At 69.6% G+C, this 16,504-nt stretch carries 13 protein-coding genes; 3 read left to right on the forward strand and 10 right to left on the reverse strand.

All coding sequences use genetic code 11. The features are described 5' to 3' along the window. Nucleotides 1–11: 11 nt before the first annotated feature. The 4 genes from C0541_RS14930 to pilG are packed head-to-tail and all read right to left on the reverse strand — an operon-like array spanning nucleotide 12 to nucleotide 3,399. Nucleotides 12–2,048, reverse strand: coding sequence for a methyl-accepting chemotaxis protein (locus tag C0541_RS14930; RefSeq protein ID WP_115049485.1), 2,037 nt, complete (start codon nucleotides 2,046–2,048; stop codon nucleotides 12–14). 39 nt (nucleotides 2,049–2,087) lie between these two features. After that, nucleotides 2,088–2,618 (reverse strand): chemotaxis protein CheW, encoded by a 531-nt coding sequence (locus C0541_RS14935; RefSeq protein ID WP_014508568.1) that lies wholly within the window; start codon nucleotides 2,616–2,618, stop codon nucleotides 2,088–2,090. Then, nucleotides 2,618–2,980: a response regulator gene (locus C0541_RS14940; protein WP_024940328.1), complete on the reverse strand. Its 363-nt coding sequence runs from the start codon at nucleotides 2,978–2,980 to the stop codon at nucleotides 2,618–2,620. The genes C0541_RS14935 and C0541_RS14940 overlap by 1 nt, the downstream gene beginning before the upstream one ends. A 17-nt stretch (nucleotides 2,981–2,997) precedes the next feature. Then, nucleotides 2,998–3,399, reverse strand: a complete 402-nt coding sequence (gene pilG / locus C0541_RS14945; RefSeq protein ID WP_104562659.1) for a twitching motility response regulator PilG — start codon at nucleotides 3,397–3,399, stop codon at nucleotides 2,998–3,000. A 237-nt stretch (nucleotides 3,400–3,636) separates the two neighbouring features. On the opposite strand from pilG, the gene gshB reads away from it, so the two are divergent. Together gshB and C0541_RS14955 are read left to right on the forward strand one after the other, a co-directional pair. After that, complete coding sequence (gshB, locus tag C0541_RS14950) at nucleotides 3,637–4,587, forward strand: glutathione synthase (RefSeq protein WP_115049487.1); 951 nt, start codon at nucleotides 3,637–3,639, stop codon at nucleotides 4,585–4,587. Beyond that, nucleotides 4,584–5,459, forward strand: a complete 876-nt coding sequence (locus tag C0541_RS14955) for a cell envelope integrity protein TolA (protein ID WP_115049489.1) — start codon at nucleotides 4,584–4,586, stop codon at nucleotides 5,457–5,459. Before gshB ends, C0541_RS14955 begins: the two co-directional genes overlap by 4 nt. Before the next feature lie 85 nt (nucleotides 5,460–5,544). On the opposite strand, the gene C0541_RS14960 is transcribed toward C0541_RS14955, so the two are convergent. The 5 genes from C0541_RS14960 to mrcB all read right to left on the reverse strand — a co-directional run bounded on the left by C0541_RS14960 (nucleotide 5,545) and on the right by mrcB (nucleotide 12,451). Continuing rightward, nucleotides 5,545–6,459, reverse strand: a complete 915-nt coding sequence (locus tag C0541_RS14960) for an ADP-ribosylglycohydrolase family protein (RefSeq protein ID WP_115049490.1) — start codon at nucleotides 6,457–6,459, stop codon at nucleotides 5,545–5,547. Then, nucleotides 6,456–7,175 (reverse strand): tRNA (adenosine(37)-N6)-threonylcarbamoyltransferase complex dimerization subunit type 1 TsaB, encoded by a 720-nt coding sequence (tsaB, locus tag C0541_RS14965; protein ID WP_115049492.1) that lies wholly within the window; start codon nucleotides 7,173–7,175, stop codon nucleotides 6,456–6,458. The genes C0541_RS14960 and tsaB overlap by 4 nt, the downstream gene beginning before the upstream one ends. A gap of 28 nt (nucleotides 7,176–7,203) precedes the next feature. Next, nucleotides 7,204–9,210: an ATP-dependent DNA helicase gene (locus tag C0541_RS14970; protein WP_115049494.1), complete on the reverse strand. Its 2,007-nt coding sequence runs from the start codon at nucleotides 9,208–9,210 to the stop codon at nucleotides 7,204–7,206. A 255-nt stretch (nucleotides 9,211–9,465) separates the two neighbouring features. Continuing rightward, the gene (locus C0541_RS14975; RefSeq protein ID WP_115049496.1) at nucleotides 9,466–9,993 is read right to left on the reverse strand and encodes a hypothetical protein; all 528 of its coding nucleotides are present in this window, start codon (nucleotides 9,991–9,993) and stop codon (nucleotides 9,466–9,468) included. A gap of 13 nt (nucleotides 9,994–10,006) precedes the next feature. Then, a complete protein-coding gene (mrcB, locus tag C0541_RS14980; RefSeq protein WP_115049498.1) occupies nucleotides 10,007–12,451 on the reverse strand; it encodes a penicillin-binding protein 1B in 2,445 nt (814 codons plus the stop codon). Between the two features lie 340 nt (nucleotides 12,452–12,791). Between mrcB and C0541_RS14985 the strand changes: the two genes are divergently transcribed. After that, the gene (locus C0541_RS14985) at nucleotides 12,792–14,894 is read left to right on the forward strand and encodes a glycosyltransferase (RefSeq protein ID WP_161960088.1); all 2,103 of its coding nucleotides are present in this window, start codon (nucleotides 12,792–12,794) and stop codon (nucleotides 14,892–14,894) included. Nucleotides 14,895–14,953: 59 nt separating this feature from the next. On the opposite strand, the gene C0541_RS20910 is transcribed toward C0541_RS14985, so the two are convergent. Next, the gene (locus C0541_RS20910) at nucleotides 14,954–16,468 is read right to left on the reverse strand and encodes a hypothetical protein (RefSeq protein WP_161960089.1); all 1,515 of its coding nucleotides are present in this window, start codon (nucleotides 16,466–16,468) and stop codon (nucleotides 14,954–14,956) included. Nucleotides 16,469–16,504: the final 36 nt, after the last annotated feature.

Raw genomic sequence — 16,504 nt, forward strand, 5'->3', positions numbered from 1 at the left:
GCGCGTCGTGCTCACGCCGGCAGCTTGAAGTCGGCGACCGAACGGCGCAGATCGGCAGCGAGCTGCGCCAGGTTGCCGATCGACTCGGCCGTCTGTTCCGCACCCTGCGAGGTCTGGCTGGTGATCTGTCGGATCACGCCCATGGTCTGTGTGATGTCCGTCGCTGCGGCCGACTGCTGGTGCGCGGCGATGGAGATGTTCTTGATCAGGTTGTTCAGGGCGTTGGACACGCGCTCGATCTCGGTCAGCGCGGTACCGGCGTCCTCGGCCAGGCGTGCGCCGGACACCACTTCGGAGGTGGTCTGCTCCATCGAGCTGACCGCCTCGTTGGTATCGGCCTGAATGGTCTGCACCAGGCCTTCGATCCGCCGGGTCGCACCGGAGGTGCGTTCGGCCAGGCGCTGCACTTCGTCGGCCACCACCGCGAAACCACGACCGGCCTCGCCCGCCGAGGCGGCCTGCACCGCAGCGTTGAGCGCCAGGATGTTGGTCTGCTCGGAAATGTCGTTGATCAGTTCCACGATCGAGCCGATCTCCTGCGAGGATTCGCCCAGCCGCTTGATGCGCTTGGAGGTTTCCTGGATCTGGTCGCGGATCTGGTCCATGCCCTGGATCGTCTCGCGCACCACCCCGGCACCTTCGGCGGCGATCACCACCGAGCGCTGCGCCACTTCGGCCGACTCGGTGGAGTTGCGCGACACCTGTTCGATGCTGGCGGCGATTTCGCTGATGCGCTCGGAGGCGGTGGTGATCTGGTTGGCCTGCTGGCCCGCCGCGTCGGCCAGCTGCATCGCCGTGGCCTGGGTTTCCTGGGTCGACACGGCGACCTTGGCCGAAGTGTCGTTGATGGTGGTCACCAGGTGACGCAGTTCGTCCACGGCGTAGTTGATCGCGTCCGCGATCGCGCCGGTCATGTCCTCGGTCACCGAGGCCTTGACGGTCAGGTCGCCCTCGCCGAGCGAGCTGATTTCGTCCAGCAAGCGCATGATCGCCTGCTGGTTGCGGCTGTTGAATTCCACCTGCGCCTGGTAACGCACGTCCTGCTCGCGCGAGCGCACCCGCACCGAGCTCCAGACGAACCCGATGATCGCCAGCAACGCCAGCAGGCCGGACACCACGCCCAGCCAGAAGTTCGGAAACAGGCGCGTATCGCGCACCGAGCCGAATGCCGAGAACGCATCGAACAGCTTCTTGCTGTCGTCGAGCATCCTGTTCGAGCCGGCGGTCAGCGCGGCGGCCGCCGACTGCGCGGCGAACAGGTTGCGCGAGCTGGCCAGGATGGCGTCGACGTCGGTCTTCATCGTCGCCCACTGCGCCTGCGACTGCTCCAGCGCCGACAGCGCGGCCGGGTTGCGCACCGCGGCGATGCCCAGCTCTTCATTGCCTGCGCGCAGGCCGTCCAGCATCTGCGTGAACACCACCGCGTCGCGCGCCAGCGCATCGCCGGCAGCGGCGGCATTGGCGCCACCGGCGCGCATTTCGGTCACCCGGCGCGCCATGGTGCCGGCGACCACGACCTGCTGCAGCGTGTTGTAGACCTGCGCCGCGGGCGCGCCGCTGACCGTCATCGCGCGCACCACCTCGTTCAACTGCGCCTGCAGCTGCGGCACGCTGCCGGAGAAGCGCTCGGCGTTGCCGGCCAGGCCGAGTACCGCCGGTTCGCTGGCGATGACCTGGTCGGCGTTCTTGCTCAGCGGCACCCAGGTCGCCTTGAGCTGGGCCATCGCACTGGCGACCGAGCCTTCCTGGCCGTAGCGGCCATCCAGTTCGCTGACCGTGCTGTCGATGCGGCCCTTGGTCTGCTTGAACGCGGCAAATGCCTTCGCGTCGCCGGACACCGCTTCGCGGCCCTGGTTGGCCAGCTGCTGCGACAGCACCTGCAGATCGGCCGCACCGGTCCCGGCACCGGCCAGGCGGCTGCCCTGCCAGGTGGCGACGCCGGTATTGGCGCCGAACACGATCATCGACAACACCAGCAAACCAAGCCAGAAGCTGGTGCTGACGCTGCCGAGCTTGTTGGTCTTGCGGGCGTCCGGGGCGGTACTCATGGTTCGACCTCGATCTGTATGACGTGGCGGGGTCGCGGCTTAGGCCGCGGCCTGCCGGAATTCAGGAGTGCGCGACAGCAACGCCAGGGAGAACACACCCCAGTCCTGCGTCTCGTTGCGGAAGGCACGGTCGATGAAGTGGGCGTAGCGGCCTTGCGCCAGCTCGCCGGGTTCGACCGCCTGGGCCTGCTCGAAGCTGCGCTGGCCGTACAGCTCGTCGATGGTCAGCGCGACGTCGCCGCCGCTCTGGCGCATGATCAGCACGCGCTGGCCTTCCTGCAGCACCGTGCGCCGGCCCTCCAGGAACTGCTTCAGGTCGATCACCGGGAACAGGTTGCCGCGCAGGTTGCCCACGCCCAGCAGCCAGGGCTGTGCGCCAGGCACCGGCGTGACCGGCGGCATCGGCACGATTTCCGCCACTTCGCGGAAATCCGAGACCAGCCGCCGGGTGCCGACGCGATAACCGACCCCGCGCCAGATATCGGCCGAGAACTGGCGTTCCGGCAGCGGCGTGGCGTGCGCAAGACTACGCCGCTCGTAGTCTTCGAGAATATCGAATGGAGAACGCATCAACGCACCAGTTGTTTGATGCGGGCGATCAGGTCGTCTTCGCGCGGCGGCTTGACGATGTAGTCGCTGGCACCTTGTCGCAAACCCCAGGCCTTGTCGGTTTCCATGCCCTTGGTGCTGACCAGCAGCACCGGGATGTCCTTGGTGGCCTGGTCGCGCGCCAATGCGCGCGTGGCCTGGAAGCCGCTCATGCCGGGCAGCACCACGTCCATCAGCACCAGGTCGGGCGCCTGGCTGCGAATCAGCGCAAGTCCCTCCTCGGCATTGTCGGTGGCGACGACCGTATGGCCTGCTTTTTCCAGCCATTGACTGAAGACTGCCCGGTCGGTGGGCGAGTCCTCGATCAATATAATTCGAGCCATGTTGCCTTTCCCCCTGGTCAGGCGTGGACGTACGTGCGAATCGCGCTCAGTAGTTCTTCACGAGTGAACGGCTTGGTCAGATATTGCTCGGAGCCGACGATGCGGCCGCGTGCCTTGTCGAACAGGCCGTCCTTGGACGACAGCATGATCACCGGCGTCGACTTGAAGAGCTGGTTGCCCTTGATCAACGCGCACGTCTGGTACCCATCCAGGCGCGGCATCATGATGTCGACGAAAATGATCTGAGGTTGCTGGTCGGCAATCTTGGCCAGTGCCTCGAAACCATCGGTCGCTGTCACTACTTCACAGCCTTCCCGCTTCAGCAGCGTCTCGGCGGTGCGGCGAATGGTCTTCGAATCATCGATCACCATCACCTTCAGTCCTGCGAGTTCCCCACCCGCAGCCATGTTTTCAGTCATGCAAATGTCCCCGGACGCGCGACGCTTCTTCCCTGCCGGCGTCGCTACGAAACTGCATGTATATCCCAAGACCCGCATTGACTGTCAAGGGTAGGTTGCCGGGAGCCCGCCAGGCGGACGTTCCGACCGTGTGCAGCTGCGGGCCGAGCGGCAAGTCGCGCATTCACGACCGGCCGGGCGCGCCATCGCCACCGCTTGAAGTTACCATCGGCGGCCTGTTCTAAAGGTTTAGCTCCCATGTCGCTCGACGTCGTCGTGGTGATGGATCCCATCGCCTCCATCAAGATCGCCAAAGACACCACCTTCGCCATGTTGCTGGAAGCGCAGCGGCGTGGTCACCGCCTGCAGTACGTGCGCCCCGGCGGGCTCAGCTTGCGCGAGGGACGCGCGGTGGCGCAGGTTGCGCCGCTGAGCGTGCGCGAGGACACGACCGGCTGGTTCACCCTGGGCGAGTTCGCCGAGCTGGCATTCGGTCCCGGCCAGGTGGTGCTGATGCGCAAGGACCCGCCGGTGGATGCGGAGTTCATCTACGACACCCAGGTCCTGAGCGTGGCCCAGCGCGCCGGCGCGCAGGTGGTCAACGACCCGCAGGGCCTGCGCGACTACAACGAGAAGCTGGCCGCGCTGCTGTTTCCGCAGTGCTGCCCGCCGACCCTGGTCAGCCGCGATGCGGCGGCGCTGAAGGCCTTCGTGCTCGAACACGGCCAGGCCGTGCTCAAGCCGCTGGACGGCATGGGCGGGCGCTCGATCTTCCGTAGCGGCACCGGCGACCCCAATCTCAACGTGATCCTGGAAACGCTGACCGACGGCAATCGCAAGCTGACCCTGGCGCAGCGCTTCATCCCCGACATCACCGCCGGCGACAAGCGCATCCTGCTGGTCGATGGCGTGCCGGTGGACTACTGCCTGGCCCGCATTCCGCAAGGCGACGAGTTCCGCGGCAACCTGGCCGCCGGCGGGCGCGGCGAAGGCCGGCCGCTGTCCGAGCGCGACCGCTGGATCGCCGCGCAGGTGGGTCCGGAAATGCGCCGCCGCGGCATGCGCTTCGTCGGCCTGGACGTGATCGGCGACTACCTGACCGAAGTCAACGTCACCAGCCCCACCTGCGTGCGCGAGCTGGATGCGCAGTTCGGCCTGAACATCGCCGGGCTGCTGTTCGACGCGATCGAGGCCGGCGCGGCGCAATGAGCGCGGCCGCGGCACTGCCGGCTCGCGCGGACGAGCGTCGACGGCTGACCGCGACGCTGGTGATCTCGCTGCTGCTGCACGGCACGCTGATCCTGGGCGTGGGGTTTGCGGTCAGCGAAGACGCGCCGCTGGTGCCGACGCTGGATGTGATCTTCAGCCAGACCAGCACCCCGCTGACGCCCAGGCAGGCCGATTTCCTGGCCCAGGCCAACCAGCAGGGCGGCGGTGACCACGCCACCGCGCAACGCCCGCGCGACAGCCAGCCCGGGGTGGTGCCGCAGGACCGCAACGGACTGGCGCCGCAGGCGCAACGCGCGACCACGGTGCAGGCACCGGACCCGACCCAGACCCGCGTGGTGACCAGTCGCCATGGCGAGCAGCGCGTGCCTGTCCCGCAGCCCAATCCGCAGACCGACCCGCTCACGCCCACCGATGCGCAGCGCGTGCAGCGCGACGCGGAAATGGCCCGGCTCGCGGCCGAGGTGCATCTGCGCTCGGAGCAATACGCCAAGCGCCCCAACCGCAAGTTCGTCTCGGCCAGCACCCGCGAATATGCCTACGCCAACTACCTGCGTGCCTGGGTGGATCGCGCCGAGCGCGTCGGCAACCTCAACTACCCGGATGAAGCGCGCCGTCGCCGCCTCGGCGGCAAGGTGGTGATCAGCGTGGGCGTGCGCCGCGACGGCAGCGTGGAAAGCAGCCGCGTGCTGGTCTCCAGCGGCACCCCGGCGCTGGATGCGGCGGCGCTGCGGGTGGTGCAGCTGGCGCAGCCGTTCCCGCCGCTGCCCAGCACCAAGGACGACGTGGACATCCTGCAGGTCACCCGCACCTGGCTGTTCCTGCCCGGCGGCGAGCTGCACGACGATCGTTGAGCGGTCCCGTGTCCGGTCAGGACGCGTTTTCTGCTGCCGCATGCCCGCCCGACAGACGACGTTGGCGCGTGCGTTGCGTGCGGCGTCAGGCGACCTGCGCCGCCGCGTACAGCTGATCGGCCAGGTCGACGATCGCGCCGGCATCCTGCACGCGCGCGCGCCAGGCGGCGGGAATTGCCTCGATGCCATGGAACGCGCCGGCCAGCTGGCCGCAGATGGCCGCGGTGGTGTCGGCATCGTCGCCCAGGTTGGCCGCACGCAGCACCGCATCGGCAAACGTGTCGGTGGTGGCAAAGCACCAGAGCGCCGCCGACAGCGCATCGACCACGTAGCCGGTGCCGCGGATCCGGGCGGCGGGAACCGCCCGATGGTCGCGCACCGACAACGCACGCAGTGCCGGCGTCGACAGCCCTTCGCAGCGGGTCTGCAACACCTGCTGGCGCTGGCCGCCGAGCAGCGCGGCACGCAACTGGAAGGCAAACAGTCGGCAGGCATCCAGCGCTTCGTCAGCGGCATGCGTGGTGCGCGAGCTGTCGGCGGCGCGCTCGCCCAGCTCGGCGGGGCGGTGCGCGTAATACATCGCCACCGGGGCCAGCCGCATCAGCGAGCCATTGCCGGCCGAGCGCGGATCGGTGCTGCCACTGAAGGCCGGCCCGCCATCCAGATAACGCTCCAGCGCCTGCCGCACGGTCGTGCCGATATCGAAGCAGGCGCCGGTGCTGCTGAGGTAGCCGTGCTGGTACCAGTTGCAATAGCGGTTCATCTGGTCGGCGGCATCGAAGCCCTGCCGATGCAGCAGGCTGTGCGCCAGGCACAGGGCCATCGAGGTGTCGTCGGTCCACTGCCCGGCGCGCAGTGCGAACGGGCCGCCGCCGCGCATGTCGTCGATCGGCGTGAAGCTGCCCGGCGCGCAGAATTCCAGCGTGGTGCCGAGCGCATCGCCGACCGCCAGGCCCAGCAGGCAACCGCGGAAACGTGCGCGCTGCAATGCGTCGGTCATGGCGCGGCACCAGCGGCCCTGGCTGCGCGTGCGGCCTGCTGCTCGAGCAGGGTCAGCGCCACGTTGTCGCGCAGATAGGCCGGTTCCACCCGCTCCGGCGCCACGCCTTCGCCGCGCAGCAGCGCCGGCACGGCCAGCGTGAGCAGGTCGGCCGCATGCGGCAACGCGGCGGCATCGACGCTGGTCAGCTGCGTTGCGAACCGCTGTTGCAGCAGCGCATCGACAGCAGCAAACCCGCTGCCGACACCGGCAAAGCGGTGCAGCGTGTCCGGCACCACGCAGTGCTGCGGCGCGCACACCACTTCCGCTGCCAGCTCCTGCAGTGTGTCGCCATCGCGCGCGAAGACGCCGGCATACACCTCGCCCATGCGCGCATCGATGCAGGCCAGCACCTGCCTGGCCTCGGCGGGCGCGCGCAAGGCCAGCACCTGCAGCGTGGACACCGCCAGCACCGGCAGGTCCAGGCCCAGCGCGATGCCTTGCGCGATGCCGATCGCCAGCCGCACGCCGGTGAACGCACCCGGGCCACGGCCGACCGCGATCGCGTCGAGCTGGCGGCGCGTGATGCCGGCCTCGGCCAGCAGGTGTTCGGCCCAGGGCAGCGCCAGTTCGGCATGCCGACGCGGCGCCAGTTCGAAGCGTTCGAGCACGCGGCCGTCGACGTGCAGCGCGACGGAACAGGCTTCGGTGGAGGTCTCGAACGCGAGGACTTTCATGGCAGGACCGCAGGCAGGAAGGGGACGCTCAGGCGTCGCCGAACGGCAGCGCGAGCACGCCATTGTCGCCCACCGGCTCGGCGACGCCAAAGAACGCACGCACATCGCCGATCTCGCGGGTGCGCGCAAACGGCGGCAGCGACGTCATGAAGGTGCGGCCGTAGCCCTTGTTCACCAGCCGCGGGTCGCACAGCACCAGCACGCCGCGATCGGTCTCGCTGCGGATCAGCCGGCCCACGCCCTGCTTGAGCGCGATCACCGCCTGCGGCAGCTGTTCGTCGCGGAACGGGTTGCCGCCGTCGCGGCGGATCGCATCCAGGCGCGCTTCGAACACCGGGTCGTCGGGCGCGGCGAACGGCAGCTTGTCGATCACCACCACGCTCAAGGCATCGCCAACCACATCCACGCCCTCGCGGAAACTGGCCGAGCCCAGCAGCACGCCGTTGCCGGACGTGCGGAAACGCTGCAGCAAGGTGGCGCGCGGCGCCTCGCCCTGCACGAACAGTGGCCACGGCGCACCGCGCAAGGCCTCGGCCGCCTCGCGCAGCGCGCGGTGCGAGGCGAACAACAGGAAGGCGCGGCCGTTGGAGGCCTCCAGCACCGGCGTCAGCGCCGCGATCAGCGCGGTGCCGAATCCACGTGCGGCCGGATCGGGCAGGTTCGGCGGCAGATAGCACAGCGCCTGGCGCGCCCAGTCGAAGGGACTGGGCTGCAGCAAGGTCACCGGATCGCTCAGGCCCAGGCGCTGCGCGATGTGGTCGAACTCGCCGCCCACCGCCAGCGTGGCCGAGGTGAACACCCAGGCCGCCTGCGATTTCTCGCGGTGTTCGCGCAGCGGGCCGGACACATCCAGCGGCGTGCGCTGGCAGCGGAACCCGCGCGGGCTGAGCTCGTACCACAGCACGTCGTTGTCGATGGTGTCCGGCAGCTCCTGGTCGAAATCCGGCACCGGCGCGTCCTCGCCCAGCCACCGCGACAGCCGCGCCAGCGCTTCCTGCGCGCGCGCAGAACAGCCATCGAAGCCGGGCGAGGCCTCGCGCAGCGGCAGCAAGGCCTCGCCCAGGCGCGCCAGCGACGACAGCACCGCGTCGAAGCCTTCGCGCACCTGCGGCCTGGCCAGCGCGCGCCATTGGGTGCCGCGCGAGGGCAGGCCTTCCATGCCCGCACGCAGGCCGCGCAAGGCCTCGTCCAGGGCCAGGATCGGTTCCTGCAGGCTGGCCTGCGCACCGGCGACCAAGCGCGCTTCGACCATGCAATCGCGCGCCAGTTCCTGCCACGGCCGCATGCCGAAACTTTCGCCGAAGAAGTTCGCCGCCAGTTCCGGCAGCTGGTGCGCCTCGTCGATGACGAAGGCCTGCGCGCCGGGCAGGATCTCGCCGAAGCCTTCCTGCTTGAGCGCCAGATCGGCCAGCAGCAGATGGTGGTTGACCACCACCAGATCGGCCGCCTGCGCGCGCTGGCGTGCCTGCACCACGAAGCATTCGCCGTAGAACGGGCATTCGGTGCCCAGGCAGTTGTCGACGGTGGAGGTCACCAGCGGCAGCAGCGGCGAGTCGTCCGGCAGGGCTTCCAGCTCGGCTATGTCGCCGAACCGGGTGCGCCCGCTCCAGGCCACGATGCGCTGGAACTGCGAGACCTGCTCGGGCGTGGCAAAGCGCGGTTCGCCGCGTGCCTGCTGGGTGCGGTACTTGCACAGGTAGTTCGCGCGGCCCTTCAGCAGCGCACTGCGCAGGCCGATGCCGAGCGCGGCACGCACGCGCGGCAGGTCGCGATGGAACAACTGGTCCTGCAGCGCGCGCGTGCCGGTCGACACGATGGTCTTCAGCCCGGACAGCAGCGCCGGCACCAGATAGGCGTAGGTCTTGCCGGTGCCGGTGCCGGCTTCGGCCAACAGCACATCGCGCGCCTCGAACGCCTCGGCAATGGCGCCAGTCAGGCGCAGCTGCGCAGCACGCGGCGCGAACGCATCGAGCTGACGCGCAAGCGCCCCGCCCTCGCTGAGCGCCTCGATGCTGGCAGTGGCAAGTTGGGACATGGGACCGGAAGCGGGTGCAGGAAGCGCGACAGCCTAGCGCGTGCGCGGTGATGCGGGGTGGCTGGCGCCCGCGGGCCAGCGATGGCGAGCGCCGCGCAGCCGGGGTTTATGCCCCACGTCGCATCGCACCGCGCCGCTGGCGGTGGTGCGGGCGCCGATGGCGCGCAGCGCATGGCTGCGCGCGCGTGATCCAGGCTGCAGCGCGGCTTCGCCGCACTCGCCTTGCGGCAAGTGCAACCGGCACCGTTGCCATGCTCAGTAGCGCTTCACGCCGGGCACCGTGCAGCCGGCAATCTGCGACTTGGCCGAGGCGGCGTTTTCCTTCTCGCCGCGTGCCAGCCGCGACTGTTCGATGGTGGCCCAATGCCGACGGCACAGCGGCCCGGTCTTGGAGCCCAGCTCGATGGCCTGCCTGGCAAACCGCTCGGCGGCGGGCCAGTCGGCCTGCAGCACCGCCACTTCGGCACGCTCCTGCAGGATGGCCGGATCGCCGGAGACCAATCCCACGGCCTGATCCAGCGCCGCCGCCGCGCCGGCCAGATCACCGGACTGGCGCTTGCTCTTGGCGGTCTCGCGCAGATCGTCCACCTGCGGGTCGCGCAAGGGCTGCACCGACAACTCGGTGTCGTCGACGCCGGCCTCGCGTTCGATCAGCAACAGCCGCTGGGTCGGCGTGGTCGGGTCCACCGGAGCCGGCGGTGGCGGCGGCGGCGGCGCGCTGACGCAGGCGGTCAGTACGGCAGACACGCCAGCGAGGGCAAGCAAACGGTGCAGTCGGTTCATCGGGTCACTCCAGTCAACGGGCAGGTGCAGCCGCGGCGGGCGCCGGCGCGGGGTCTTCCGGCTTCTTTTCCAGGCCGAAGAAGCGGCGCCAGCCACCGCCGCTGGATTGCTCGGCCGGCGCGGCTGCGTCGCCGGGCACGCCTTCGATCGACGGTGCATTGCCGGCACAGGGGGCGTAGGCCGGCGTGAAGCCGACCACGAACGGGAACTGGCGCGCGCCCGGGCAGCCGGCATCGGTGACGCCGGTGGCGGCCGCATCCACCCACTGCCAGTCCAGGCCCTTGCCGCTGACCTTCAACGGCGCACTCGGCAGCCGCGCAAAGATGCTCGACCACACCCGCATCGCGCCGGTGGCGCCGTACAGGCCGGTCTGCTCGTTCTGGTCGTTGCCCATCCAGATCACCGCCAGGTGGTCGCCGGTGTAGCCGGCATACCAGCTGTCGCGGCCGTCGTTGGAGGTGCCGGTCTTGCCGGCCGGCGACAGCCGCCCCAGGCCATCGCCCAGCAACTGCCGCGCGGTGCCGCCGCTGACCACCTGCTGCAAGGCGATGCTGATCAGGTTGGCAGCCACCGAATCGCCCTCCTGCGCCGGCGCCGGGGTCTTGTCGTAGCGCTTGAGCAGCTTGCCCTGCGGATCGAGCACGCCGCGCACCGCATGCAGCGGCTGGATCTCGCCGCCGGCAGCCAGGAACTGGTACAGCTGCGCCATGCCGTACGGGCTCTGGTCGGTGGCACCGAGGATCAGCGACGGATTGGTGTCGGCCTTGATGCCGGCCAGGACCTGGATCAGCTGGGCGATGCGCTCCGGGCCGACCTGCATGCCCACGCGCACCGTGGCCTGGTTGTAGGAATGCGCCAGCGCATCGATCAGCCGTACCGTGCCATGACTGCGGTTGTCGGAATTGCCCGGCGACCAGGTCTTGCCGCGGCTGAGCTGCACCGTCACCGGCGCATCGTCGACCCAGCTGGACAGCGCCCAGCGGTCCGGCGAGGCCAGCGCCAGCAGGTACACGAACGGCTTGAGCAACGAGCCGACCTGCCGCTGCGCCTCGACCGCGCGGTTGAAGCCCGGCTTGGCCACATCGCGGCTGCCGACCACCGCCAGCACATCGCCGTTGTGCACGTCGGTGAGCACCAGGCCGGCCTGCAGCGGCGGGCGCTTCCTGTTGTCCAGCCGCTTGATGGTGCCGGTCACCGCGCCTTCGGCATACGCCTGCGCCGACGGCGACATGCCGGTCAGCACGCTCATGCCGGCGCCCTGCAGCACGCCTTCCGGGTAGTCGTGCGCCAGCTGGCGCCGCACCAGGTCCACATAGGCGGGGAAGCGATTGGCTGCGACCAGGCCGGGCTCGGTGGGCACGCCCAGCGGTGCGGCCAGCGCGCGCTTGTATTCGGCCGCGTCGATCAGGTTGTTTTCGTGCAGCTTGCCCAGCACGAAATTGCGCCGATCCAGCGCCCGTTCCGGGTTGCGCCGCGGGTCGTAGTAGGACGGCCCCTTGACCAGCCCGATCAGCAAGGCGATCTGCTCGGTGGTCATCGAAGTGAGTTCGCGGCCGAACCACAGCTCCGCGCCCGAGGACACGCCGTGGATCGCCTGCCCGCCGCGCTGGCCCAGGTAGACCTGGTTGAGATAGGCCTCCAGGATGGTGCGCTTGTCGTAACGCGCCTCCATGATCACTGCGTAGAGAATTTCGTTGAATTTGCGGGTGACGGTCTGTTCCTTGCCGATGCCGAGCAGGCCGCTGCGTGCCAGCTGCTGGGTCAGGGTGCTGGCGCCCTGGCGGACCTGGCCGCCGGAGCGCGCCATGATCCAGGCCGCGCGCACCATGCCGCTGAGGTCGATGCCGTGGTGGCTGTTGAAGTCGCGGTCCTCGACCGCCTGCAGGCCGGTGACCAGCAGCTCGGGCACTTCCTCCATGCGCACCAGGCGGCGCTCTTCCTGCTTCTGCCCGTACAGCGTGGCGATGCGCGCCGGGTCCAGCCGCGCGCTCTTGAGCGCCTTGCGGTCGCCGGCGTCGCGCAGGCTGGCCACGCGCCCGCCGGAGAGGCTGACTTCCACCCGCCGCGCAGGCACGCGCCCGTCCACATCGACATAGCCGCGGCTGGCGATGGTGAAGCGGCTGCCGTCCTGCTGGTAGGTGCCGGCCAGCCTGGCCTGCCCGTCGTCGCGGTAGGAGGCTGCATCCAGCTCGGTCTTCAGGGTGGCCGCATCCAGCGCATTGCCCGGCGCCAGCACCAACGGCCGCCCGTACACGCGGGTCGGGATCTGCCAGCGCAGCTCGCCGAAACGCTGGGTGACCTGCTTGTTCAGATACACCGTGTAGGGAATCAGGAAACCGAGCGCCAGCGCACATGCCGCAAAGGCCCAGACAATCAGCCTGCGTTGCCAGCGGGAACCTTGCTCGGTGGAATCGTCCTCGAAATCGTCGGGAGCGTCGTTGTCGTGGCGTCGGGGCACAGGGATGCGAGAATGTAGAGTCCGGCGAGTCTAGCGCAGCGCTGTCGTGGTTGTGGTCAGCCGGAGCCTTTGACTTAAGAGCGGCTAACAAANGGGCACAGGGATGCGAGAATGTAGAGTCCGGCGAGTCTAGCGCAGCGCTGTCGTGGTTGTGGTCAGCCGGAGCCTTTGACTTAAGAGCGGCTAACAAAACCTGCGACGCCTGCCGGCAGGCGGGCACGGACCGTGCTTTGCATCTGCGGGTACCCTTCGTACCCTGCGCTTGCCTCGCGCAGTCCTTGCCCACCGACGACTGCTCGCCGGGTTTTCTTCGCCACGCCACGTCTGGAGTTCCAACGGAATGTCGATGTCCCTGGCCGATGCACGCTATCTGTTCAATCGCGTGCTCGGGCTGATCCACCGCAGCGTGGCAAGCATGCGCACGCGCGGCTGGCGCGCCACCTGGCAGCGCATTCGGGTGCATACGCAGGCGCCGCCAGCGGCGCTCGGCACGCCGTTGTGGTTGCCCGAGGCGGCGCCGTTTGCCGCGTTTGCGGTTCCGCACAGCGCCGTCCCGCGCGTGACGCTGGTGATTCCGGTCTACAACCACATCGCCCACACGCTGGCGTGCCTGCGCGCACTGGCGGCGCATCCGCCGTTGCTGGAGGTGGAGATCATCGTCGTGGACGACGGCAGCAGCGATGCCACGCAGGCGCAGCTGCCGCAGGTGCAAGGCCTGCATTACCACCGGCGCGCCAGCAATGGCGGCTTCATCGCCGCCTGCAACGACGGCATCGCACTGGCACGCGGCGACTACGTGGTGCTGCTCAACAACGACACCATCCCGCAGCCCGGCTGGCTGGATCGGCTGATCGACACCTTTGCCCAGCACCCCGGCGCCGGCCTGGTCGGCGCGCAGCTGGTGTACCCGGATGGACGCCTGCAGGAATCCGGCGGCGTGGTGTTCGCCGATGGCAGCGCGTGGAGTTATGGCCGTTTCGAATCGGCCGACGACCCGCGCTACGCCTATGTGCGTGCGATGGACTATTGCTCCGGTGCGGCGATCGCATTGCCACGCGCGTTGTTGCAGACGCTGGGCGGGCTGGATCGCCGCTACATGCCGGCGTACTACGAGGACACCGACCTGGCCTTTGCGGTGCGTGCGGCCGGCTACCAGGTGCTGGTGCAGCCGGCCAGCGTGGTGGTGCATGACGAGGGCACCAGCAATGGCACCGACACCCGTACCGGGGTGAAGGCGTACCAGGTACGCAATCAAGGCGTGTTCGCCGACAAGTGGCAGCAGGCGCTGGCAACACAGTTGCCGGTCGGCACGGTTCCCGGACCTGCGCTGCTGCAGCGTGGCCAGCGCCAGGTGCTGATCCTGGACGAATGCGTGCCGCAGCCGGATCGCGACTCCGGCTCGTTGCGGCAGTTCAATCTGATCCGCCTGCTGTGCGAAGAAGGCGCGCACGTGGTGTTCGTGCCGACCCGCCGCGAACACGCCGGACGGCACACGCAGGCGCTGCAGCAGCTGGGCGTGGAAGTCTGGTACGCGCCGTTTCTCGAGGGTATCGGCAGCTGGCTGCGCAGCCATGGCCCGCGCTTTGCGGTGGTGCTGCTGGTGCGTCACCACGTCGCGCACGCCTGCCTGCCGCTGCTCAGGCAATACGCCCCGCAGGCGCGCACGCTGTTCGATACCGTCGACCTGCATTACCTGCGCGAGCGCCGCGGCGCCGAGCTGGCCGGCGACGCCAACCTGGTGCGCGCGGCAGAACGCACCCGCCTGCGCGAACTGGAGATCATGGCCGCCACCGATGTCACGCTGCTGGTCTCGGCGGCCGAGCAGGCGCAGCTGCAGGCGGACGCACCGCAGATCCACACCGCCCTGCTCTCCAACCTGCATGAGGTGGCCGGCAGCGGACGCCGCTTCGAGCAACGCCGCGACCTGGTGTTCGTCGGCGGCTTCCGGCATTCCCCCAATGTAGATGCGGTGCAGTGGTTCATCAGCGCGATCTTTCCGCAGGTGCGCGCGCACCTGCCGGAGGTGGTCTTCCATTGCATCGGCGCGGACATTCCGGAGGCGTTGAGACTGCTCGCCGAAGAATGCCCCGGCGTGCAATTGCACGGCCACGTGCCGGATCTGTTGCCATTCATGGAAAACGCACGCATCGCAGTGGCGCCGCTGCGCTTCGGTGCCGGCGTCAAGGGCAAGATCAATCTGAGCATGGCGCATGGGCAGCCGGTGGTCGGCACCACCTGTGCGGTGGAAGGCATGCATCTGCGCAACGGCGAGGACGTCTGCGTGGCCGACGATGCCGATGCGTTCGCCGATGCAATCGTGCACCTGTATCGCGATGCGGCGCTGTGGCAGCGCCTGGCCGACAACGGCTTGCATAACGTGGCCCGGCACTTTTCGCTGGATGCGGCACGCAGCACCGTGCGCGAGCTGTTTGTTGCGGGGTGAGCGGGCGCCGGGCGTGTTGCCTGGCAGGCAGGGGGGCGCCGTCGCAGCTGGTCGCGGCGTCAGCGCTGCTCCGCCACGGCCTTGACCCGGCGCGTGAACTCGGCCAGTTCCGGCAGCCCCGGATCCAGCTGCTGCGCCTCGTCCTGCGCGCGCCGTGCGAAGGCAGCGTCCTCCTGCCCCAGGCGTTCGCTGCCCACCGCAACCCAGCGCTGCGCAAGCCGGCGACGCGCGCCGGCCAGCGCATCGCCATCGGACGTCAGCGCCTGCCACGCATCCAGACAGCCGCGCGCGGCACGCAGGCGGTTGTTGCGCAGCTCGTCCTCGAAACAGCGCTGGCTGGCCGGCACCACGCGTGCGGCGGCCTGCAGCACGCGCGGATCGCGCGGTGCCAGCGCCTGCGCCGCACGTACCGCGTCGTAGGCACTGGCGCCGGGCGGGGTCATCCACTGCTGGCGCGCTTCGGCATCGGCCACCCGCTGCAGCAGCGCGCGCAGGCGGCGCTCGCGCGCACCGCGCGACAGCCCGGTCTCGGGGCTGCGTTGGGCATCGCGGGCACGCGCAATCGCGTGCTCGGCCTGGGCGATCGATGCAGCGCCGGGCAGCAGGGTTTTCGCGTCCTGCAGCGACTGCAGCGCCGCATCGAAGCGGAAGTCCGCCGCCTGCCGGCCGGCTTGCGCGGCATATTCGCCGGCCACCCGCTCGAGCCCACGCCGGGCGGCCGCATCCTCCGGCTCGGCCGCCAGCACTGCGTTGAAATCGCGTGCGGCCGGTGCCAGGCGACCGCGCCGCAGCAGGCCCTCGGCGCGCTGACGGCGCTGATCCAGCATGCGGTGGTAGTGGCCCTCGGTCAGCGGCACATCGGCATGCCCGGGGTCGTAGCGCTTGGCGGCGGCCAGCAGCCTCGCCGCATCGCCGAGCGCATCGCGCGCCAGTGCGTGGCGGGCCTGCGCCAGCAGATCGGTCAAGGCGTCCTCGCGTCCTTCCAGCGCATCGGTGCGGTCCGGCGCCAGGCTCAGGATGCGCTGGTACAACGGCAGCGCGCTGTCCGGGCTGCCATCCAGGCGCCCTTGCCGTTGCGCGGACACCGCCTGGGCGAACAAGACGTCCAGGCCGGCCCGACGCGCCTGCAGCGCGCGCAGGCGCAGCGCAACCGGTGCGGTCTGCGCCTGCGGTACCTCCAGCGCATTCGCCAGCGTCAACGCGCGTTGCGCAGCGGCGGCGTCACCGGCTGCGACCGCCGCACGTGCCTGCACCACCGCAGCGGCACCGGTGCGCGCCAGCCCGGCGCGGGCCTCGCCACGGTCGCTGTCCAGGGCAAGCGCGGCCGCGAACAGTTCGCGCGCGCCGTTGCCGTCGGCCGCACTCAGCTGGCCGCGTGACAGCGCCGCATCGCCGCGTTGCAGCAGTTGCTGGATACGCGTGTCCGGCCACAGCCAATCGGCCAGCGGCTTGCGCAGCACGACCGTGGCCAGCAACAGGCAGGCGCACAACGCCAGCACCACGCGCCATAGCGCGCGGCTGCGCAATGGTGCCCAGAGGCGAGGCGATCTTGCCCAGCGCGGAAGCGGGAGCATGCGGTGGCGTCCGTCCTTGGCGCGACCTGACGGGGA

Origin of the sequence: Xanthomonas arboricola, assembly GCF_003353015.1 — a bacterium.
GTDB lineage: Bacteria > Pseudomonadota > Gammaproteobacteria > Xanthomonadales > Xanthomonadaceae > Xanthomonas > Xanthomonas arboricola_E.

Excerpts from the sequence above, each read along its gene's own strand:
- C0541_RS20910 (WP_161960089.1), bottom strand. The coding sequence starts at position 16,468 with ATGCTCCCGCTTCCGCGCTGGGCAAGATCGCCTCGCCTCTGGGCACCA.
- gshB (WP_115049487.1), top strand. The coding sequence starts at position 3,637 with ATGTCGCTCGACGTCGTCGTGGTGATGGATCCCATCGCCTCCATCAAG.
- C0541_RS14935 (WP_014508568.1), bottom strand. The coding sequence starts at position 2,618 with ATGCGTTCTCCATTCGATATTCTCGAAGACTACGAGCGGCGTAGTCTT.
- pilG (WP_104562659.1), bottom strand. The coding sequence starts at position 3,399 with ATGACTGAAAACATGGCTGCGGGTGGGGAACTCGCAGGACTGAAGGTG.
- C0541_RS14970 (WP_115049494.1), bottom strand. The coding sequence starts at position 9,210 with ATGTCCCAACTTGCCACTGCCAGCATCGAGGCGCTCAGCGAGGGCGGG.
- C0541_RS14985 (WP_161960088.1), top strand. The coding sequence starts at position 12,792 with ATGTCGATGTCCCTGGCCGATGCACGCTATCTGTTCAATCGCGTGCTC.
- C0541_RS14975 (WP_115049496.1), bottom strand. The coding sequence starts at position 9,993 with ATGAACCGACTGCACCGTTTGCTTGCCCTCGCTGGCGTGTCTGCCGTA.
- tsaB (WP_115049492.1), bottom strand. The coding sequence starts at position 7,175 with ATGAAAGTCCTCGCGTTCGAGACCTCCACCGAAGCCTGTTCCGTCGCG.
- C0541_RS14955 (WP_115049489.1), top strand. The coding sequence starts at position 4,584 with ATGAGCGCGGCCGCGGCACTGCCGGCTCGCGCGGACGAGCGTCGACGG.
- C0541_RS14960 (WP_115049490.1), bottom strand. The coding sequence starts at position 6,459 with ATGACCGACGCATTGCAGCGCGCACGTTTCCGCGGTTGCCTGCTGGGC.
- C0541_RS14930 (WP_115049485.1), bottom strand. The coding sequence starts at position 2,048 with ATGAGTACCGCCCCGGACGCCCGCAAGACCAACAAGCTCGGCAGCGTC.
- C0541_RS14940 (WP_024940328.1), bottom strand. The coding sequence starts at position 2,980 with ATGGCTCGAATTATATTGATCGAGGACTCGCCCACCGACCGGGCAGTC.